The 21,443-nt window shown below is 37.3% G+C and carries 17 protein-coding genes and 1 tRNA gene; 8 read left to right on the top strand and 10 right to left on the bottom strand.

Annotation, left to right across the window (positions count from 1 at the left end):
- Nucleotides 1-276: 276 nt before the first annotated feature.
- The 7 genes from IW15_RS19785 to IW15_RS19755 form a co-directional block, all read right to left on the bottom strand.
- A complete protein-coding gene (locus IW15_RS19785) occupies nucleotides 277-747 on the bottom strand; it encodes a hypothetical protein (protein ID WP_034714921.1) in 471 nt (156 codons plus the stop codon).
- Nucleotides 748-758: 11 nt separating this feature from the next.
- Nucleotides 759-1,214 carry a DUF1569 domain-containing protein gene (locus IW15_RS19780; RefSeq protein ID WP_034714920.1) on the bottom strand — a complete coding sequence of 152 codons (456 nt, stop codon included), beginning with the start codon at nucleotides 1,212-1,214 and terminating at the stop codon, nucleotides 759-761.
- Between the two features lie 211 nt (nucleotides 1,215-1,425).
- On the bottom strand, nucleotides 1,426-2,628 hold the full coding sequence (locus IW15_RS19775; protein ID WP_034714919.1) for an ABC transporter permease: 1,203 nt from the start codon (nucleotides 2,626-2,628) through the stop codon (nucleotides 1,426-1,428).
- A gap of 74 nt (nucleotides 2,629-2,702) precedes the next feature.
- Entirely contained in the window at nucleotides 2,703-3,659 is a 957-nt protein-coding gene (locus IW15_RS19770; protein WP_034714918.1) for an HlyD family secretion protein, read from the bottom strand.
- Nucleotides 3,660-3,676: 17 nt separating this feature from the next.
- A complete protein-coding gene (locus IW15_RS19765) occupies nucleotides 3,677-5,086 on the bottom strand; it encodes a TolC family protein (RefSeq protein ID WP_034714916.1) in 1,410 nt (469 codons plus the stop codon).
- A gap of 245 nt (nucleotides 5,087-5,331) precedes the next feature.
- On the bottom strand, nucleotides 5,332-5,820 hold the full coding sequence (gene eco, locus IW15_RS19760; RefSeq protein WP_034714913.1) for a serine protease inhibitor ecotin: 489 nt from the start codon (nucleotides 5,818-5,820) through the stop codon (nucleotides 5,332-5,334).
- A gap of 46 nt (nucleotides 5,821-5,866) precedes the next feature.
- Nucleotides 5,867-11,731, bottom strand: coding sequence for an alpha-2-macroglobulin family protein (locus IW15_RS19755; RefSeq protein WP_034714911.1), 5,865 nt, complete (start codon nucleotides 11,729-11,731; stop codon nucleotides 5,867-5,869).
- Between the two features lie 18 nt (nucleotides 11,732-11,749).
- Between IW15_RS19755 and IW15_RS19750 the strand changes: the two genes are divergently transcribed.
- The 3 genes from IW15_RS19750 to IW15_RS19740 all read left to right on the top strand — a co-directional run bounded on the left by IW15_RS19750 (nucleotide 11,750) and on the right by IW15_RS19740 (nucleotide 13,996).
- On the top strand, nucleotides 11,750-12,505 hold the full coding sequence (locus IW15_RS19750; RefSeq protein ID WP_034714908.1) for a UbiA prenyltransferase family protein: 756 nt from the start codon (nucleotides 11,750-11,752) through the stop codon (nucleotides 12,503-12,505).
- A gap of 3 nt (nucleotides 12,506-12,508) precedes the next feature.
- The gene (gene recF, locus IW15_RS19745) at nucleotides 12,509-13,612 is read left to right on the top strand and encodes a DNA replication/repair protein RecF (protein WP_034714905.1); all 1,104 of its coding nucleotides are present in this window, start codon (nucleotides 12,509-12,511) and stop codon (nucleotides 13,610-13,612) included.
- Nucleotides 13,613-13,699: 87 nt separating this feature from the next.
- Nucleotides 13,700-13,996, top strand: coding sequence for a hypothetical protein (locus IW15_RS19740; protein WP_034714902.1), 297 nt, complete (start codon nucleotides 13,700-13,702; stop codon nucleotides 13,994-13,996).
- Here the strand turns inward: IW15_RS19740 and IW15_RS19735 are convergent.
- The 3 genes from IW15_RS19735 to IW15_RS19725 are packed head-to-tail and all read right to left on the bottom strand — an operon-like array spanning nucleotide 13,974 to nucleotide 17,753.
- Nucleotides 13,974-16,004 (bottom strand): recombinase, encoded by a 2,031-nt coding sequence (locus IW15_RS19735; RefSeq protein WP_034714899.1) that lies wholly within the window; start codon nucleotides 16,002-16,004, stop codon nucleotides 13,974-13,976. The two genes, IW15_RS19740 and IW15_RS19735, sit on opposite strands and share 23 nt — an antisense overlap.
- 13 nt (nucleotides 16,005-16,017) lie before the next feature.
- Nucleotides 16,018-16,662 (bottom strand): monofunctional biosynthetic peptidoglycan transglycosylase, encoded by a 645-nt coding sequence (mtgA, locus tag IW15_RS19730; protein ID WP_034714897.1) that lies wholly within the window; start codon nucleotides 16,660-16,662, stop codon nucleotides 16,018-16,020.
- A 44-nt stretch (nucleotides 16,663-16,706) separates the two neighbouring features.
- Entirely contained in the window at nucleotides 16,707-17,753 is a 1,047-nt protein-coding gene (locus IW15_RS19725; RefSeq protein ID WP_034714894.1) for an ABC transporter substrate-binding protein, read from the bottom strand.
- A gap of 59 nt (nucleotides 17,754-17,812) precedes the next feature.
- Here IW15_RS19725 and IW15_RS19720 point away from each other — a divergent pair.
- The 5 genes from IW15_RS19720 to IW15_RS19700 all read left to right on the top strand — a co-directional run bounded on the left by IW15_RS19720 (nucleotide 17,813) and on the right by IW15_RS19700 (nucleotide 21,439).
- A tRNA-Arg gene (locus tag IW15_RS19720) sits at nucleotides 17,813-17,886 on the top strand.
- A gap of 638 nt (nucleotides 17,887-18,524) precedes the next feature.
- Nucleotides 18,525-19,064, top strand: coding sequence for a hypothetical protein (locus IW15_RS19715; RefSeq protein ID WP_034714892.1), 540 nt, complete (start codon nucleotides 18,525-18,527; stop codon nucleotides 19,062-19,064).
- A 201-nt stretch (nucleotides 19,065-19,265) separates the two neighbouring features.
- Nucleotides 19,266-19,811 carry a hypothetical protein gene (locus IW15_RS19710; protein ID WP_034714889.1) on the top strand — a complete coding sequence of 182 codons (546 nt, stop codon included), beginning with the start codon at nucleotides 19,266-19,268 and terminating at the stop codon, nucleotides 19,809-19,811.
- A 200-nt stretch (nucleotides 19,812-20,011) separates the two neighbouring features.
- Nucleotides 20,012-20,557, top strand: a complete 546-nt coding sequence (locus IW15_RS19705) for a hypothetical protein (RefSeq protein ID WP_034714887.1) — start codon at nucleotides 20,012-20,014, stop codon at nucleotides 20,555-20,557.
- A gap of 81 nt (nucleotides 20,558-20,638) precedes the next feature.
- On the top strand, nucleotides 20,639-21,439 hold the full coding sequence (locus IW15_RS19700) for a fimbrial biogenesis chaperone (protein WP_228384405.1): 801 nt from the start codon (nucleotides 20,639-20,641) through the stop codon (nucleotides 21,437-21,439).
- Nucleotides 21,440-21,443 lie beyond the last annotated feature (4 nt).

Here is a 21,443-nt window from a genome sequence, read left to right as displayed (position 1 = left end):
GAATTGATTTACTTACTATTTCTTAAAAACTTAGAGATTCTTAATGCTCATTATTTTTTAACTCTCGCAGATCATGCAAATTGAGCTGATTTTCTTTTATAATCATGTAAAATCTTTGATTTTTTTAACTCACGTGTACTTTTATACAGTAAATTTTGATTTATAAACTCCCTAAGCATTTAAAACTTTGTGACTTTTGTGGTTCAACATATAACCATAGATTTTTCAGATTGACACAGATGATTCTTTTAAACTCGCGCAGATTACTCAATATGATTATTGATTTTTCAGGCGCGTTGTGAAATCCAGAGTGGCATCATAGCTTTTCCAGTCACCGGTAAATTCAATATTCTGGGCTTCTATTTTTTCGGTTTTCTTATTCCATTTGAAGGTATAGGTGAATTTCCCTTTGAAAATACCGGAATGTTTTCCTTTATTTTCTTCTGCCAGTTCATAGTCTCCGAATACCACGCCTCTTTTCCCTGAATCTTTATATTTTGTGATGGCTAATTTGCCTTCAAACTTGGTGTAGGTTTTATCAACAAGAGAATATCCTGCAATAAAGTATTCCTGATCATTTTTTTTATTCTGTTCAGAAATATTGATTTTAAGTTTGAGTTCCTGCCCTTTATTGCCAATCGCTCCCGTATAAGGTTTGCTGTTATTAAGCCAGACATTGGAAATATCAGGCATTTGTGCACATACAAAGTTGGAGATCAGAATGAGGAATACAATAATTTTTTTCATAAGGTTTACCGTTATACGCCAAATTGCGACAGGTGATGATTCAGGTGTTTAGCAAACATATTACTCCATTCATTTGAGGTTAATTTTCCGAAGGAAAAAGATTCTTTGCCATCAAAAGCAGGGGCTCCCAGCTGCTGGGTTTTTTGGATAAAACCAATCAGTCTTTTCTTTTCTTCATTAAAATCTTTTCTTCCGTTAATGAGAAACTGAGGTGCCGTAGGGGAATTTCTTGGGTATGCTTTTTCGCTAACGACTTTAGGTTTCACGAAATTTTTTAGAATAAACTTGGCAATTGATCCCGGTTTTTTATGTTTTTCAGGCTCATATACCATTTCATAGGAAATACAGCAGTGTGCCAGCATCTGATCAACGGTCATTTTACCCCACAGGCCGTGCGTATCTTCAATAAGTTTATTTATTCTATCTATGTAATTCTGAGCATCTTTTGCTTCAAATACGTTTTCCATAATGTGTTAAATTGTCTACACACAAATATATTAGTTTTTTTCTTTTGATTTTCTAATCTTTTAAAAAAACGAGGTATTAATTGTAAATTTCCAAATGCACTAAGAGTTCCGAAGATTGGAAATAAAAGATAGAGAAAGGATACATAAATTATTTTACTGTTGACGTAAAAATTATGATAACCGTATCATATTAAAAGGAAACAAAAATGTTTTATATTTCCTCGAATTCTTCATCAGCATTTTCTTCTATGGACTTTACATACCTGAATACGAGCCAGAGTTTGATTTTAAGGGCAATCCATCCAATAATTGCATACACGACCAATAAAATACTCAAATGCCTCAGATACGGAAAGGTAAGTTCTACGGAACCTTTTTGAATCAGTAAAATTTTAAAAGCCTGTAAAAATGGGGTCAGAGGAATAATATTCGCAATAAACTGTACAAAAGCGGGCATCGCGCTCAAAGGCCATGTAAATCCGCTGATAATAAATGCAGGAGAAGCGATAACCATCAGTATCTGTGTTGCTTTCAGGGCATCCGAAATTAATATACTGATAAAAACGCCTAAAAAGGATACTGAACCTACAAAAACTGCGGTCAGAAGAATGAAATTAAAAATTCCTTCCGGCATAGGAACTCTGAATATCATGTGCATGAAATAGTAAATACTGACAATAAGAATAGAGAATACCCAAATTGGAATGACTTTGATGAGCATGGTTGGAAACGCCCACTTCTTCATTTTAAAATATTCTTTCACAAAAGATCCACCCTGGAATTCGGCAGCAAAACTTACCGCCATGGCGAGCAAAATTACCTGCTGCAGCACAACAGCGAGCATGGCAGGCCACATAAAGATAAGATAATTTCCTGTGGTATTAAAAAGGGTAATATAATTGGCTTTGAACGGTTCGTATTGGGTAGCGGCTTTTACAGCCGGCATTCCTGCTTTTTGCAGTGCTTTAATGGATACTCCGGCTGAAAACGTTCCTATGGTAAGCTGCAGTGCCTTGGAAGCAAAATTAGCGGTCAATACATTTCCGGTATTCACATATACATTAAGCTCGGGATATTTTTTCTGCAGTATTCCCGCTTCAAATTTTGAAGGAATGATCACTACCGCCGCTGCTTCATGTCTAATTACTTCATCTTTAATGCTGAAAGGCTCTTGGACATACCGGATAACTTTTACGCTTTTATTATCTTCCAGCATTTCTGTCAGCTGGCTGGAAAGAGGCGTATTGTCACGGTCTATGACCAGAATGGGTGTGTTTTCAACTTTTCCGGTTTTGTAGACGAAACCCAATAAGGTGGCATAAAATACCGGAGCCAGAAAGAATACGGTTCTTAAGGTAGAATTGCCGATAAACATCTTGAATTCACGTTTTAAAAGTCGGAAAAATTCTTTCATAAGTAGTTGAAATTAGGTAATGAAACGTCTGGAAAAAGTCTTATATCTGATGTCTGGAATCTGAAATCTCCTGTCTATTTAAGGATAACATTTGCATTGACCAGAATATTCTTAGCCTTATTCATATCGGCAGGTTTTACTTTAATTTCATATACAGCATCCTGCAGCTGATAATCGGGATAGGCAGTGGTAATATCAGCATATCTTGTCAGTTGTTTGATATAGACAATGTTTCCTTCCAGGTTTTCTTTATTATACACTACCTGCATATTCACAGTCTGTCCTTTTTTGTATTTTGAAATCCTGCTTTCGGGAACCGTAAATCTGAAATAGGTGCTGTCAGGGATATACCCATTAAATAAGGCAAAACCTGCTGTAGCCAGTTCACCGGTATTTAAACTGATGGTTTCTATTTCCATATCGTTGGTGGCAATGATATATCTTTCGGAATAGGCTACATTGGCTTCCTGCAAAGCTCCTTTGGCCTGGGACGCCTGCCCCGCTGCCATTTCCACTTTCTCTACACGCGTGCCTCTTTTTACATCATCAAGTTCTGCTACTACGGCATCATACTGTGCTTTTGCGCCCTGCATTTTAGCATATACCTCATCATAGGCCTGTGGAGACATTAAACTGTCGCGGTACATATTATTTGCTCTCCTAAAGGATTTTTGGGCAAATTCATATTGTTCTTTCAACCCTTTATATTTTGCCTGAAGCTGTCTCAACTGGTCTGCAGTAGCTCCGTTTTTAGCCATCTGTTCCTGTGCTGTCGCAGCACTTACTGCACCCTGGGCCTGTGCAATTTTTGCCGAAACTTCCGGTACATCCAGCTGTGCCAGTGTATCACCTTTTTTTACGGTCTGCCCTTCTGAAACATATATTTTCACAATCCTGCCGGTTACTTTCGGAGCAAAAGAGATAACGTCTTTTTTTGTTTTGCCTTCGGAATCATTGAGGTTTTCTTTTTTATCATTACAACTACCCAGCAACAACAGAACAGCAAATACGAAAGATATATTTTTGTGCATCATTTTAAATTTTAAGATTAATACAATTTGGCAATATTCAGTTCCTGAGTGGATCTCATCAGTTCTATTCCCGCTCTTCTCTGGTTGAAAATTGCATTTTGATATTCAAGTTCTACCATCTCCAGATCATTTTCCGCATCAATAAGCTGAGAAGATTTGCTGAGTCCGTATCTGAATTCTTTTTCCGCCTGAACCAGTGCATTTTTGGCGAGTTCTTTTTCTTTCGCCTTCAGTGTGATCTGTGCGCTTGCGATATCATAATTGGTTTGGTTATTAGCCAGATTCAAGGTGAGTTTTTTCAGGGCGTCTTCTTTCTGATTCTGCAGGATTTCCTTTCCGATTTTCGCCGTTTCTTCGGCGTGTTTTCCTTCTTTTCCGTCAAAGATTTCCCATTTAAAGCCTATTCCTGCGGTAAGTAGAGGGAGAATGTTGATATTGGTAGGTCTCCAGTCGAGTTTTGCACCGCCATACCCCAATGCGGGAACGGCCGGTATGATATTATCTGAAGTTTTAATTCTGCTTCCATACAGCCCAATATAATACGCGGATGCCATCAGCTGTACTTTGGGAATCATCCAGGTTCTTTCTGCTTTTATTTTATAATCGGCAGCGGTGATTCCGTGTTCCAATGCCCTGATCTCGGCTCTCTGTTCGATTCCTTTTTCTGCAGAAAGCAGTTCTACAGGGGACAACACCGGATCAATCATCCTGAGGCGCTCTTTATGGATGCCTGTTAAAATATAGAGTTGGGTCAGAAGCAGTTCTTTTTTACCTTCATATTCTACCATCTTGGCATCCAACGTTGCCTGGGCGAGTTCGATTTTTTTATGGTCGTAAGGCGTAATTAAGCCGTAGCCTAATGCTTTATCTGCTGTTTTACGGTTGATATCAAGCCTTTTTTTACTTTCATCCAATACTTTTTTAGACTGATGAACCAATGCAAGCTGATCATAAGCTTTGGAAATACTGGCTACCACCTCATCTCTTGTTTTTTCAAGAAGGATATCTTCAGACATTTTTTTCTCTTCAATGGCCTTTTTCAGATATTTCACTTTCCCGCCTGAATATACCAGCATTTTGGCATCTGCTTTTGCAATACCGGAAAAACCTGATACGTTCAGGTTATTGTTGAAACTTCCTTCGGGAATATTGATGAAAGGTCTGAGATTGATTTCCGGAGAGGTCAGCCGTACGGTACCATTTAGATAACCTGCCTGCCCACTGAGTTCCAGTGTGGGAAGAAAAATGTCTTTCAGTTTGTGTTCATCAAGATCGGTCAGCTTATTTTGGGTAATCTGCATTTTGAGGTCAGAATCCCGAACCATGGCACTGTCTAAAAGTTCTTTGAAGTCCGGCGCAGATTGTGCCCATCCGAAGAGAGGAAGCGCGATAAAACCAAGCGTAAAAATCAATAAATTGTTTTTCATGGTTCTTGTTTATAACAAATATAGTGCAAAAAGGGTTTATTTCATAGAAGAAAAGCCACGAAACAGTGAATTTAAAATACGTTTATCATACGTTTAACGTAAATCCTCTATTCATCGTTGTTTTAAAGGAATCGTTTAAGTTTTATTTAAATTAAAAAAAGTTGATTTTTTTCTTTACTTAAAGCTTTAACAACAAAAAAACTCCCCACAAATGCGGGGAGTTTCGTATATAAAAAAGGTCCTTACTATTTTTGAACGGCTTTCTTCATTGCTGTGTCGGGACGTAAAATTCTGTAACGAACTTCAAGGTCTTTAGGAACATAGAATACCAACGGCAGCTTGCTGTTGTATCTTACGATTTGTGGCTGCAGGGTTACAAACTTTTTGGTCTTTTTCTGATCGAGACAAGCCATAAGGGTACCCCCTGCTTCTCCTTTAGATTCTACTTCGTAATAATTGTATCCCCATCCCTGAAGATCCTGAGTTTTTACGTCTCCTATCAGAAAGTACTTATTACAGTCGAGCATTTTTTCTGCTCCTACAAAAAACTCAACCTTTAAATCGTCTTCATTTTTTGCTACCGGAAGCTGAATATACACCTGCTTGTATCCGTCTTTTGCCTTAGGAAACATTTCAATCTGTAGTTTTTCAAACTTTTCTGCTTTCTTTTGTGCGAAAGCATTTACTCCTACCAACATTACCAATCCAGTAATTAAAGTTTTTGAAAATTTCATTTTGTTTTATTTTTAAAAATTTTTACTACAACCCTATAGCCAAAAATCATTCCACAATCTGAATATTGGTGCCTTTTGTATGAGCATTCATCTGCGGTGCATAGTAGTTTTGTATCGTCGTAATCCCGTTAGAGAATTTTCCGGATGCATTAGCGATGTAATCATATTCAAATACATATTTGCCTTTTGGCATGGATTGAATATAGAAGTTGGTGGAAGCATCTTTGGTTGACTGATAGTAACCTAAATTATTTTTCCACTGGTACCCGGACAATACATCTACCGGTTCAAAACCTGCAGCACGCATATCTTTAATATGGATAAATTCCATCGCTCTGTCGGTATTAAGGATCATTCTTACGGTTACCTTATCTCCTACTTTTAACGGAGTTTCCGGTGAAATTTTCTGAAGTTCTTCCCCGTTTACGGTTTTCACTTTTTTATACAGCTCTTTGGTCACTGAGATGTAGTTTTCAGAAGATTTTATTTTATCCAGATCTTCATAATACTGCCAGAATAATCCACCCTGAACAATCCCAGGACCTGGTTTCGTAACGGTAACGGTTGCTAAGTTTTTATCAACGGTTTCTGTTTTTACCGTTGATTTTACATATCCTGTTGCCTGGGTTTGAGGATTCAGTTCTTTTCCTCCCCAAACGATGGTTGCTTTATCACTTTCGGCACCCGTCCATGATTTTCCTGAATTCAAGATCGTAAAGATCACTTCCGCAGTTCCTCTTGAACTTCCCCATGAGTTGACTTCTTTCTGAGTCACCAGCCAGATTTTCATATCCTCAATCATTTTCTGATCGTTTGGTTTCAGGGTATTGAACGCTTCCAATGCGCCGGCATGGTTTACCACTTTGGAACTGAACCAACCCCAGTCATCCAGGTTCTGCTTCCAGTATACTCCTTGTGTTTTGGTATCTGTGGAAGTTTCTTTCAGGTAGGTCATCAGTTTATCGGAGGTAGTTTTCAATCCATAATCGTTCATCAGTAAGGCTGCACGGTGTAGTCCAAAGAATGTAAAATCGGTAGTCTTAACAGTTTTAGCCTGTTCTTTTACCAAGGCTTTCAGGGTTGCACCTTTTCCTTGTAACGGATATTGCTTTTCCCAGTAATTTCGGGTGTTAAGATAATCCAGTGTCCAGTTGTTCCAGACATTCTTTTTCTTCACATCCCAATATGTATTAATCTCATTATCGACATATTGTATCAGCTTGGCCACCATTTCATTTTGTGCTGAACTCTGATAGTCTTTTGCATTGTCTTTTAACCAAAGGTTGATTTTCCCTAAATTCTTAAGAATATACAGTGAAACTCCATAAGAACTTGGATATCCGGAATACCACGAGAAGCCTCCATCAGGATTTTGCAGCTTTTTGAAATAATCCCAATCCTGGTTGATAGAATTTTTCATGGTATTGGCATCGAATAACAAGGCCAGTTTCTGCATCTGCTCGCCTTCATTTTTACTTTCCAGCACCCATGGTGTTTCTTCCAGTAATAATTGTTTCAGCTCCTGGTTTTTTTCAAGATTTGAATTCAGTAATCCTTTGCTTTGGTATTCTTCGAAAACCGTTTTCATTTTTGGATTGGCCTTAAATATTTCTGAAGCCAGAACATCTGCAAACCATTTATTAAAGATCACATCCGCAGAACTGTTCTGGTCGTTTTTCAGACTTGGAAGGGTAAACATGATTTCCCAGATCGGGTTGGTGGTCAGCTCTAGGGTATTGGAAACATTGGAAACCGTGGCAGAGTTTGTATTCTGAAGGTTATCCAGTACAAATGTTTTAGTTTCGCCTTCTTTTACAAATACCGGAACGGCATCGGTAACCAGCATACGGTTCGGCAGAATAGCAACGGCTTTTTGTTCTCCATCGGAATACGCTCCTGCTTTGGCAACGACTTTTAAAATAATTGATGAAACATTGTTTGGAACTTTCACCTTCCATGTTAGTGCAGAATTTCCGTTTTCATTAAGCTCAAAATTCTGCGTAGCTGCATTAAGCCCAAATTGAGAAGAAATATCTTCATTGGTGAATGCATCCAGAATCTGCAGGTTGGCAGAACCGTTTAATTTTTTACTGGTTAAGTTGGATAGTTTTGACTGTAAATTCAGCTCATCCCCTTCTCTTAAAAATCTTGGATAGTTTGGTGTTACTGAAAACTCTTTCTGGGTAACCACCTGTTTTTCCAAAGTGGCTGCACGAGCATCTTTTGTATGTGCCAGGAACAGTAATTTCCATTTTGTTAAGGCTTCCGGAGAAGTAAATTCAAAGCTTACATTTCCTTCCGCATCTGTTTTTAAATCCGGGTAGAAAAATGCTGTTTCATTGAGATTTTGGCGTATAGGTACATTGCTCAAAACAGTATCAGTTGGTGGCAGGCTTTCTACTTTAGGAGCCTTTAAAGGTTCTGGAACAACATTTTGAATAATTTCATATTTATCTTCGGCATAAACGGCTTCACTATTTCGAGCCATCTTAGCTTTGGCAACAGCCGGTGCTGGTTTTTGTAGGCCCGAAACTCTTCCTCTTATCAGCATTTCCGCACCTCCCAGACCGCCATCAAACCAATTAAACTGAGGTACCTCAACAGAAGTCCCGTCCAGATATTGTAATCTTTTCTGATAATATTTCTGAAGAAGATTCTGTCTGATATCATAAGAAGTCACGATTGCATATGGATAGTACAAGTTCTGCCAGTTGAAGCTGTTTGATGCAAACTGATCCAACGACATGTCATACATATTAGCCAATACTTCGGCGTTGATTTTTTCTTTATCATTACCGGCTACTTTTACGGTCCATTTTTCTTTCACATTCGGTTCAAGCTTATCTCTGAAAGTAACGGTTTCAATGGTCAGCGGCTGTTCTGCTGCTTTAATTTTCAAATTAACGGATTGTGTCTGTACATCATTGAATGCCACCACCTGAAACTGAATATTCAGAGTTGATACACTTTTATCTTTCGGAATATCTGCGGTATATTCCAACACTCCGTTTTTAAACTTCTGTACTGTTGAAACTGTTTTCCCGGATCCATCCTGTAAGAATACATTAACCAATGCATCAGGAATGGCAGAATACACATACACTTTAGCCTTTTCTCCTCTTGAAAATTCATTTTTAGGTTCTATCACTGTAAGGAATGGTTTCTGATAAGACGGTAAAACGTTTTTGTTCCAAACACTGAAATTCTGGGAAGATTTGATGGTGTCTTTTCCTTCGATATTATACAATTCCAACTGATAGTCTCCGGCGCTCAGTTTTCCAAGATCAAGGTTTTCTGACGGCTGCTGCACTTTGTCGAAAAGTACTTTTTCTACTTTCCAGTTTTTCAGTTCTTCATTTTTATCAAATATATCGTGCGGGAATTTACTGATGAACTCTTCTTTTGAATATTTCGGTAGATTCTGTACTTCAGATTTGAAGTTATCTCTGAAAATCCGATTAGGAGTTTTCAGTTTTGACAGTTTCGCCTGGTATGCTTTTTTCAGATCCTGTTCATTGTAATTCTTGGTTTCTACTTTTAATTTTACATTTTCATCAGCAAAAACAGTATTGATGGCATCTGCTTTTATGTAATGGGAAACCGAAGCTACTTTCAGCTGTGTATTTCCTGTTTGCGTTTCGCCATTGATATCAGTAACGGAAGCATTAATTTCGTAATTATCAATCTGAATACCGTCCAATTTTTCATCTTTCTTAAGGTCTAAACGGATAACGAATTCTCCTTTTTCATTGGTTTTAGCTTCTCCCAATATTGAGTTTTCATTATCATTACCTTGCGGATACCACCAGAAATATCTCCAGCGGATGTTGTGTTTCTTAATTTCATACTGTACGGTAGTGTTGCTCAATGCAACTCCGGAGAACATCATGGCTTTCCCTTTCAGTTCTATGGTTTGTCCGTATTTGTACTCGTCTTTTACCGGATCAAAAGTAACTTCGAATTTCGGTCTCTTGTACTCTTCTACCCTGACATCCTTATACCCTTCCCCATTATCGGTATGCAGATAGAAAATTCCGTTTAATTGACCTTTTGGCAGGATAAAACTTCCATGGTAAGATCCAAATTCATTGGTCGTGAAATTCTGAGAAGACACTTCCTGGCCATTGGCATCTATTAACGTTATTTTCTGGCTGATTCCTGATGCTACGGATTCTACCTCTTTATCAATTTTCGTATTGATCGTTTTAAAATAAACTGTCTGTCCCGGTCTGTAGATCGCACGATCTGTAAAGATCTGTGCTTTGGTTCTATTTTCCTTATTGGGATTGTAATCTTCTGCATTTCGGTCATTTCCATACACCTGCATGATCTGGAAATCATTGGATTTCGGCTGCTGAATCAGTAAAGTCCTGTAATAATCGGTGCTTTTGGTTGCCGGAAGTTTGAAAACCCCATTTTCATTGGCTTTTCCATCAACTTTATTTAAGGATTTTCCGGAAACAAATTCATAGAAGGTAATATTTTCGTTAGCAGCAGGCTTTCCGTTTTCGCTGTTCACCAGTTTCAACTCATTGGAAAGCTGGTTTCGGTCTGTTTTAGTTTGATAAATAATGGTATTTCCTGATACCAAAAAGTAAAAATTCTGTCGGGAATCCTGGTCTTTGAGATCTGCACCAGCTACAGAGTATTCTGCAAGATAGATCCCAGACGTAAGAGGCTTAATTTCCAAAGAGGTTTTATGAAGCTGATAATCTTTAGGATCAGAAAGCTGATACGTTTCTTTTCTTACCAGATTCTTTTTTATTTTACTGAAAGTGTCTCCATAAGAATTCTGGATGTATTGCATCGCTGAGGCATAATCTTCCTTTACTTCATAAATATTGATTGAAAATTCTGAAACATTTTTATATTCTGCCACCAAGTGAATCGGCAGATTGTTTTGGGTCTGCGGTTCATATTTAACGGTCAGATAAGGATTTAAGATTTGATTTTCCGTGTTTTTAATATTTCCAATAAAAGGAGATTTTGGATATTGCATTTTTGCCTGAGCAGCAACCGCCAACGCTTCTTTATCTTTCTTTTTTCCGGTAAGTTCATTCATGATTTCTTCCATGATTATTACCTTGTAGTCGCCTTCAACATTTGATTTCACAAGATTCTGAAGCTGTTCGATCTTATCTTTACACTGATTGAAATTACAGTTTTCGTTCAGCTTTTCGTTCATGAAAAACAGCTTGGAATTCCCACTGTTCATAGTGATCAGCTCATCGTATATCGCATTGATTTTACTTCTGTTTTCTGTAAGCTCATTTTTTGTGAAAAGATTATTATCTGATAAAAAGCTTACTTTTTTCAGGGAATACCAGTCAAGCAATGTTGGGAAATAAGCAACGTCTTTGATATTGGTAAAAACATCGCTGTATTTTTTCAGTGCCACATTTTTCATGTCCTGCTTCTGCTGATCAAGTTCCTGAAAGCTTTTGGTAAGATAATTTTTAAAATCAAGCTTACTCCAGGTCTCTAGCTGGGAAACATCCTGTGAATTAAGATTGTTTCTGCCATTGACTTTCCAGGAATTCTGATTGTAATAATCCATGAAAAAACCTTGCAGCAAAACACTGTACACCAATTTTTCTTCTCCTTTCAAATGGCTGTCTGCACTTTGAAGTTTAGTAAAAAACTGGGAAGCGGCATTATTCTGATCATCATCCTGGGTTTGGTTGACGATACTGAATTCTGCTTTCAGGGAACGGATGAGCTGCAGTGCATTATTTTCTTTCATAGCCTGTTTTTGTATGTCTAAAACAATGGGAAGATTAGATTTAAAGGTGCCTTTCTTACTGTTTTCTGCTATTTTTTTCCATTGGTCGTCGTAGTATTTCTGGGCGAAGACCGCTGAAAAGTTGAGCATTAACAGCAAAAGCATAAAAATCTTGGAAAATCTTTTCATATATGTTATTTTTGATAAATGAATTTCTTAAAAATACTCAAAAAATCCGTTATAGACAGTCAAGTTTACGTATCCTTAACGGGAACTCTTTTTGCAGTATTCTTCATGGAAGAGCAAAACACATTCCGTTTCCCTTCTGTAGCTTTGATTTTCATTACTTATTTCAGTGGTTATCTGTACACTAAATACCAGTATACACGGCACTTTTTTAAAATTCTGGTCTTAAATGCAATCGCCGGAATCATCTGTGCTTTTCTGATCATCCATAATCATAATGAGATACGGCTGCTGAAGTGGTTTATTATTGTGGTATTAGGACTCCTGTACAACAGTTTTTTTCTGGATGTGTATATCCGTAAAATACCTTTATTAAAAGTTTTTTACGTAGGATTGGTCTGGGCACTGGTGAACTGCTGGCTGACCTTACCGGAATTTGATCTTCCAATTTTCCTGATCAGTTTCTTTTTTATCACGGCGCTGGTCCTTCCTTTTGATATCCGGGATATGGAAAGTGATACAGTACAGACCTTTCCCAGGTTAATTGGGGTTCAAAATACAAAATACATTGCCTATCTGCTGGTTTTTGTGAGCAATATTCTGGCTGCACTTTATTTAAAACCATCGTATTCTCTGGCATTTTTTTTATCAGGGATTATCACTTATATTCTTATTTATTTCTCTGAAAATAAAAGAGATGACGCCTATTTTTCATTCGGCATTGAAACTTGTTCTGCACTTCCTTTTTTATTTCTACTAATAATGGAGTATTTTTGACGAATGATTATCAAGAAGCTTTCTTTATATAATTTCAAGAACCATTCAGAAAAGAAGTTCGAATTTTCTCCGCAGATCAATTGTTTTGTAGGAAATAACGGTGCCGGAAAAACCAATATCCTGGACGCGATGCATTATCTGTCCGTGGGAAAGAGCTTTTTGGGAAACCGAGATTTTAGCAACATCAAAAAAGATGAGGATTTTTTCACGATTGATGCCGAGATTCAAAATGAAGACAGCGAGGATATCATCAAAATTTCCCAGCCAAAAGAGGGAAAGAAACTTGTGAAGAAGAATGATAAAAGCTATGACCGTCTTTCTGATCACATCGGATATTTACCGAGTGTCATGATCTCGCCTTATGACTCCAATTTAATTTCAGATTCCGGGGAAAGCAGAAGGAAATTTCTGGATTCGATGATTTCACAGACTGATTCTGGTTACCTTTTTGATCTTATTCAGTATCAGAAAACGATTCAGCAGCGAAATGCATTGTTGAAATATTTTGCTAAAAACAGGGTTTGGGACAAAGATTCTCTGGATATTTACAATGATCCTATTACCCGTTTCGGAACGAAGATTTTTGAGAAAAGAAAAGAGTTTGTAGAGCAGCTGAATCCTATTGTTCAGAATTTCTATACCATTATTTCCGGCGGAAAAGAATCGGTTTCGGTTTATTATCAGGCAGATTTGGCGGAAGGTTATGATCCTACCTACCCTGAAACTGCTTTTCAGGAGCTGTTGGCGCAAAGTGTAGAAAGAGACCGGATGCTGACCTATACTTCAAAGGGAATCCATAAGGATGATCTTTTGTTTGAAATGGACCATACGCTCATCAAAAAAATAGGTTCACAAGGACAACAGAAATCGTTTCTGATCTCTTTAAAACTGGCCCAAATGAGCCTCATCAAAGAACTCACGCACAAAACTCCTATTCTTCTATTGGATGATATTTTTGATAAGCTGGATGACAGCCGTGTCTCTCAGCTCATCGAACTCGTTAATCAGGAGAATTTCGGACAGATATTTATTACGGACACGCATAAAGAACGTACTGAAAGTGTAGTAAAAAAAATTAATGAGGAAAGTATTATTTTTGAGGTGTAAGATAGATCCCAGATAGCAGATTCTAGATTTCAGACATCAGATTAGTCTTAAAATGATCATTACATTACTCCTTGTAAACCAAGCCCCATGAAGAAGAAAAAAAACCGTGAATATCAGTCATCAGATCTTGTGAAATCCTTTGCAAGAATCCATGGATTTGAAGATAAGCTTGTTGCTTTTGAAATTAAAGATTTCCTTGAAGACTATCTGGATGAAAGCCTTTTCAATGAGATCCAAAGTGTGAATATTGAACACCATATTGTGATCATCAGAATCAATTCTCCTTTGCTGAAGAATGATTTTAAGATGCGTAAAAGTTTTTATCTGAAAAAATTTCAGGACAAGTTCGGTATAGAAAAATTTAATGATCTTCAGATTTTGTAGAAATCGTACTGTTCATTAAGTCATCTGCTTTTTTATCAAGACCGGAGCGCAGCGGAAAGAAAAATTTAAACGGATGCTTCCTGAAGTATCTGAAAATTTCTTTATAAATCTCACTTACCTGTCCAAAGTTCATCTTTCTGGATCTGAAGGCCAAAAACATAGACAGTGAAAAACTTACCAGGAAGTTGAAAAATCCTATTAAGAACACGGTAAAGAAAGAAATCCAGAATGTATAAGAATCTACGGAAAAGTCTTTTCCATACAATCCTAATGCGAAATTCCCCGCAGCGAAAGTAATATGTCTGATATCCAGATCAAGCCCAAAAAACAGTCCTACAGGCGCCGTAGCTCCCAGGAAAACACCGAACCAGAAGTTGGAAACGATGCCCGGCCAGTTTTTAGCGTAATACTTAGACAAGCCTTTCGCAAATTTCTTTCCTAAGAAGTTTCTGATCGGAAGGTTTTTGGCAATCCTTTCCGGAATCTGATAAAACACAGAATTGTTTCCGATATTCCCTGAGATAATCCCTGATATAAAAAGATAAAATCCAGCAATACTTGCGTGGAGAATAGCTTTTGATTTAAAGGGATCTAAGTCCATCAGTAATTTATCGGATCTTTCTACCGCTAAGTTTTGGGAGAAAAATACATCCAGTCCATAAATAATTGCCAGAGCAATCGGAAAGGAAAGCAGCACATTTCCTACAAAGGCAATAAACTGGCTTCTAAAAAGCTTTGAAACAAGGTGAGCAAATTCTGTATTATTTCTTTTATTATTTCCTTCTTCGGCCAGGACTTTGGTCATAGTAGCCGCTGTCATGGCAGGCTGCTTGGTCGCCAGCGTGAATCCCATCAGGTAGATCATTACAAATCCCATTGCATAATTCATCGAATATAAAAACGCATGGGAAAAATCACTTCCGGGAATATAGCCGTACAACATTTTGAGCACACAGAGCGCTCCAACAATGATTCCGCCGCCACTGGCTTTGTAGAACATCGTCATGTATTCTTTCCGGGTTGAAGTAATGTAGTGGGTACCGGTTTCTGCGGTATGATTGGTGATCAGGTGGGAGATCAGACGTGTACTGTCGTTGATCAGATCTGCAATATTATTTTTATGGGATTTATACCTTACGATATTAAAAATCAACTGTTTAGATTTGACAATAATATCTTCTTCAGTATCAATAACCAGCAGCTGAACGATTTCATAAATCCTTTCGGTCTGTTGGCGGATCTTCAGCAGTGATTGATTAATTTTTCCTGAAATTCCATATTTGGCGGAATTTTTAAACGCTATATTTACAAATTCCTGACAGTGCTCTGCATAAATCTTGATCTGTTTATAGCGGCTGTCTTTGGAATGAAGCTGTAGATAAGGATTTTTCTCCAACTCTTCAGCCAGTGCTTCCAGCTCATTCTGGAGTGCCAGAAACGGATTATCAAAATTACGGTATTCGGGAGCCATTCTGACTACCTCAACTTCCATAGCCATCCCGGTTGCCCGCCAGGAAAGGATATTCATGGAAAAAATAAGTTCTTTCTTTACGGCAGGACTGGTGATAAAATCTGCAATTCCTAAAAGCGTAAGAAATTCATTTACTTCATTTTCCGGAAGATTGTGGAGGTATTTCAGATCTTTGTTAGGTCTTAAACTAACGTTATCGATCATGTACCACACTGTATTTTCATTTTCTACAGGTGGGAGAATTTTATTCAGTATTCTTTTTTTAAGCTCAGGAAAAAAGGCATTTTCCGAGAGAATATTGGCTTCCGTTAATGATAAATTAAAAGGTCTTCCGTCAAAAATATTCTGAAGATAGAGTTTAAAGTTTTCCGTGTACCCTGGATTACTTCTGAAAAAATTCAGAACATCCGTAAAATCGCTCCTTTTAATGCTTTCTATAAACTCTGCAAAGGGTTCCAAAGAGCGTGTTTCATTCTTAAAAGAGAAATATTTTTTAAGAACGGATTCAAAATTTGTACTTGAAGTAAAGAATTTCATTAGTACAAAGATACTATTTCAAACTTACATTCCTCATTTGTCTCATAATCCAGTTATGTTTCTTTCTTAAATAGGGCGATGGATTTTTAGGATCATACTTTTTAGGATTAGGCAGAACGGCCGCAATCCATGCTGCATCTGAAGCACTTAAGTCTTTGGAAGATTTCCCAAAATAATATTGGGAAGCCGCTTCCACTCCAAATACCCCTTTACCCATTTCAATGGAATTCAGGTATCTTTCAAGGATAATATCTTTAGTCCATACTTTTTCTATGATAAAGGTATACATGGCCTCCAGTCCTTTTCTGAGCCAGCTTCTGCCCTGCCAAAGGAAGACATTTTTCGCTGTCTGCTGAGAAATGGTGCTTCCGCCCCGAATTTTCTTTCCTTCTTCATTATGCTTCATGGCTTTTTCTATCGCTGTATAATCGAATCCGTTATGGATAAAAAACTTTTGGTCTTCGGAAGCAATGACGGCTTTTTTCACATTATTCCCCATATCATCATAGGAAATATAATCCCGTTTCAGCTTCCCGAATTCAAAAAGCGCTCCGATCTGCGTAATGGTAACCGGCGGATTGAAAAACCTGCCCCATATGATAAACACTACATTCAGAACAAGAACGATAAAGATGAACTGTTTAATTTTTTTCCACATAACTTTTCTAAAAAAGAAGTACAAAAATAAGCAAATAGTCTGAGTTATTGCAATTCCTTCATATAGGTTAGCTGATAATCCGGCAAAAGTTCCGGGTGAAAAATTTTAATATAATCTTTCAGAATCAGATCTGCCCGTACTACACCGCTCTCAAAAAAGTCATTGGCTTTCTGTTTTTCTTTTCCGGTGATCACATAGATATGTCCTTTATTGAAAACATCCAGCTTTCCATAAAATGGATTCATTCCCAGCATTTCCTTTTTGGAAGTATGGTTTCCTGCGTTTACCCAATATTGTACACCGCTGGATTTGGCATAAACTTCTTCAAAGCTCATCGTTAAAGCTTTTTCTTCGGTATTATCTTTTAGAATATAAGCTGCATTCGCATCGGAAATATAATTAGCCACAGAAGTTTTACCTCCCGGAAGATACCAGACATCGCCATACATTTCGTTTGCCAGTACTGCAGGTCTTTGTTTTGCTTTTGATGCCAGTTGCTTCAGACTGTTATAATTCTTTTCGATTTCCTGATATTTATCGGCTGCTTGTTTCTGCTTTCCTAACAATTCTCCAAAAAGTTTTATATAAGCTGTTTTTTCCAACGGTTTCTGTTCCATGTATTCATCTAGAAAAATCACCTGAATTCCGTTATTCTTCAATAGTTGATATGCATTATCAAAGCTGGCAATATAATTCGTGAAGATCGCATCAGGTTTCAGGGAAATAATTTTCTCAATATCATATTTCTGATCACTTCCTACATTCTGGATTTTTCCTTCTTTAATAAGCGATTGAATTTTTTCTGAATAAATATATTCCGGGCTTGATACTCCGATAATCAGATTTTCCGCACCAAGCTCTGAAATATAGCCCGCCATACTAGCATTTAACAGGATAATTTTCTTAAATGGAGTCTGATTTGATTTAAATTGATAGGTGAAATTCCCCGATTTTAGCTCCAGTACTCCGTTATTCTCTTTGTACTGTGTTCTATTTGATATTGATGACCCATCTGTGGATGAAATTTTTTGTTCTCTTTTACAGGAGATTAGCGCTATAACTGTAAATAAAAGTAAAATTCTCTGTTTCATCTTTCAAAGAAAGGAAAAAAGTGCTATATTTGCAAACCCTTAATCAACAAGGAAACAACGGCCTCGTGGCGCAACTGAATAGCGCATCTGATTACGGCTCAGAAGGTTACAGGTTTGAATCCTGTCGAGGTCACACACAGCCAAATGGCGCCAGCTTGAAAATAGCCGGCGCCATTTTCATTCACTTTCTAAACAAAATTTTCAGCATTAAACTTAGAAATATACAGAAGCAATTGTTGCATGTGGTCAGTTAGCAGCAAGTCCAGATGTATTTTTCTTTCTTAGTCAGATATAAGTCTCTCAATGCTTATTATTTCTTACAGTTCCTATTCTACATTTTGATAATTCCTGCAAACTCCTTGCTATGTAATACTTATATTAATCTCCTAATGGATTGATTCCGATTTCATAATCTGGTGTAATTTATTGTAATCATTATATGAAGCTCCAATTATCTATGTTCGATGAAATATATGCATACATTTTGAATTTGGTAATTGTATAGAAAGCTCTCCATTCAAGATCATTTCTTCTGCAATATCGTCACCAACGATTTCCCACTTTGTAATGCTTAAATGCTTCTGCAAATCTGCTGCTAAAGAGTAGGAAGAAATATCTGTAACGTCATAATAACAATTAGTTAATTAACAAAAAACGATAAAGGCCTTGGTCATATCAGATAATGTTCTTAGATTTAATCTTGATTATGTTTGTTAGTATAGCCATTGTAAATGACAATATTATCTTACGAATCTTCAAATTTACCCAATCATGAAAAAACGAATCTTTATCACTGCCCTATCTCTGGGAGCAATCGCTTCAGGAACAGACCTGGCCCTGGCACAAAATTCGGAACAGGTTAGTTCATCAGTAAATATTATTTTAGCAGATGTTATTGCAATGGATGTAGGAAGTGTTGCTTCAGGAGGCACCATAGATTTTAATTATGTGAATACAACAGATTATAATTCTTCAAAAAATGTGACGGTGCCCAATAGTTTAGTCATCATTTCCTCCAAAAATTTCGATGTAAAAGTAAAATCTGAGGGCGCAAACTTTGTAAGTGGCGCAAACGCAATTCCAGTAGATATATTACAGGTAAAAGCAATACCGGGAAGTTTAACTGGAACCCTGAATGAGGTCACCTTATCTACAACCAATCAAGCCCTGGTAAGTAATGCAAGTCCAGGGGCAAAACAATCTTTAAATATTGCCTATTCTATTTCAGCTGAAAAAGCATCAAACGTACTTCTGGGGAAACCTAAGGGAACCTATACGCAAACGATAACTTATACTGCCACTGCATTGTAAGTAAACACCAATTTAAAAAAAAGCCCTCAACACCTTCTACGTGTTGAGGGCTTTTTTTATTTAAACCAAATGAATAATCCTGTAGTTATTTTACTACATGAACTTCCATTTTCCACTACAAAGAAACTTTTTTTGCCGCTGTAGATTTGTAATGTTCAAAAGAGAACAATTAAACGAGAATAAAAATTAAATAATATTATCATGACAAAACAAATCGCAATCGCAGCCTTAACTATCGGAGCAATCATAGTAGGAACTAACAATGTTCAAGCTCAAAACACTACTGCAACCACAACTGTAAACATTACCCTGAATGATGTAATCTCCATCGACGCGGGAAGTACTGCAATTGGTAATACGGTTGACTTCAACTATGCTACTGCAGCAGACTATAACTCTGATCAAACGATTACCAAAGCCAACTCTTTAAAAGTGACTTCAACGAAGAACTTTAATGTAAAAGTAAAAGCAGGAGGTGCTAATTTCATGAATGGAACTAACCTGATCCCTGTAAATGTTTTGACTATCAAAGCAGCTACAGCTCCCGGAACTATGGGCGGAACAAAAAGCGCTGTCGTTTTATCTGCAACGGATCAAACTCTAGTATCAAACGCACCGCTTGGAAGCGCATTAACACTGAATTTGGACTACACCATTCCAGCGGCTAAATCATCTTCCTCTGATATTTTAGGTAAACCGGCCGGAACTTACACACAAACAGTAACTTATACTGCAACTGCTTTATAAAAAAACACGGAAATTTTATATATGCCCTCAACACTTTCTAAGTATTGAGGGCTTTTCTGTTTACACCAATGAATAATCCTGTAGTTATTTTACTACATGAACTTCCATTTTCCACTACAAAGAAACTTTTTTTGCTGCTGTAGATTTGTAGTGTTCAAAAGAGAACAATTAAACAAGAATAAAAATTAAATATTATTATCATGAAAAAACAAATCGCAATCGCAGCCTTAACTATCGGAGCAATCATAGTAGGAACTAACAATGTTCAAGCTCAAAATACTACTGCAACCACAACTGTAAACATTACCCTGAATGATGTAATCTCCATCGACGCGGGAAGTACTGCAATTGGTAATACAGTTGACTTCAACTATGTTACTGCAGCAGACTATAACTCTGATCAAACGATTACCAAAGCCAACTCTTTAAAAGTGACCTCAACGAAGAACTTTAATGTAAAAGTAAAAGCAGGAGGTGCTAATTTCATGAATGGAACCAACCTGATCCCTGTAAATGTTTTGACCATCAAAGCAGCTACAGCTGCCGGAACTATGGGAGGAACAAAAAGCGCTGTTGTTTTATCTGCAACAGATCAAACTCTGGTATCAAACGCTCCGCTTGGAAGCGCATTAACACTGAATTTGGACTACACCATTCCAGCAGCTAAATCATCTTCTTCTGATATTTTAGGTAAACCGGCCGGAACTTATACGCAAACAGTAACTTATACTGCAACTGCTTTATAAAAAAATTTTTTAGTTTGTAAAGGTTCCTTTTGTTACGTTTTCAGTAGTTTTGGGAATCTTTATTTTTAAATAATTTACACCATGCGCAAGTTTATTTACCTTTTCATTTTCTTTATCCTCACAGGATCTTCTTCAATTCTGGCACAAAGTATCTCTATGTCGCCTACACGCTTGTTTTTTACCGGCAATCCAGGAGAAAAAGTATCAAAGACAGTCACGCTTCAAAACACTTCGGATAAGGATTATGTTTTTAATCTCAACTATAAAGACTGGGTTAGAGAAGAAGATGGAAATAAGGTTTATCTTGATGCAGGCAGTTCAAAAACCTCCAATGCCAATTGGATATCCACCTTAGAAAACTCTGTAACAGTCCCTGCGAAAAGTACAAAGGAGATTGTGGTAACCATGCAGATTCCGGCAAACGCATCAAAGTCTGCCGTTACGAACAGCATGTTGTTTTTCACCCAACTTCCTCAGCAGGCAGATCAGGCACGTATTCAGAATGGTATTGGTATCATTACCCTATTTGAAGTGGGACTTCACATCTTTTATACTCCACCAGGAAATCATGTAAAAAGTTTGGATATTACTAATATTTCAGAGGTAAATAATGACAATGCAAGGAACAGAAAAGTTGCAGTAAACATCCATAATGATGGAAACACCATCAATGATGCCACCGTTGAGTTTGAACTAACCGACACAGACAGTGGTAAGGAAATAAAATTACCCGCAATTTCCATCTCCATGCTTCCCGATACCAATCAGGTTGTGCAATTTTCTTTACCAGAGAATATTTCAGGGAACTTCCTTGGCGTGGCTATTATCAAAATGGCAGAATCCAATGATATACGCGTAGGCGAAAAAAACTTTAAATTTTAAAAAT

Source organism: Chryseobacterium soli (assembly GCF_000737705.1).
Taxonomy (GTDB): Bacteria; Bacteroidota; Bacteroidia; order Flavobacteriales; family Weeksellaceae; genus Chryseobacterium; species Chryseobacterium soli.
The sequence above is the reverse complement of the archived record's forward strand: the minus strand, read 5'-3'. Positions and strand labels throughout refer to the sequence as shown.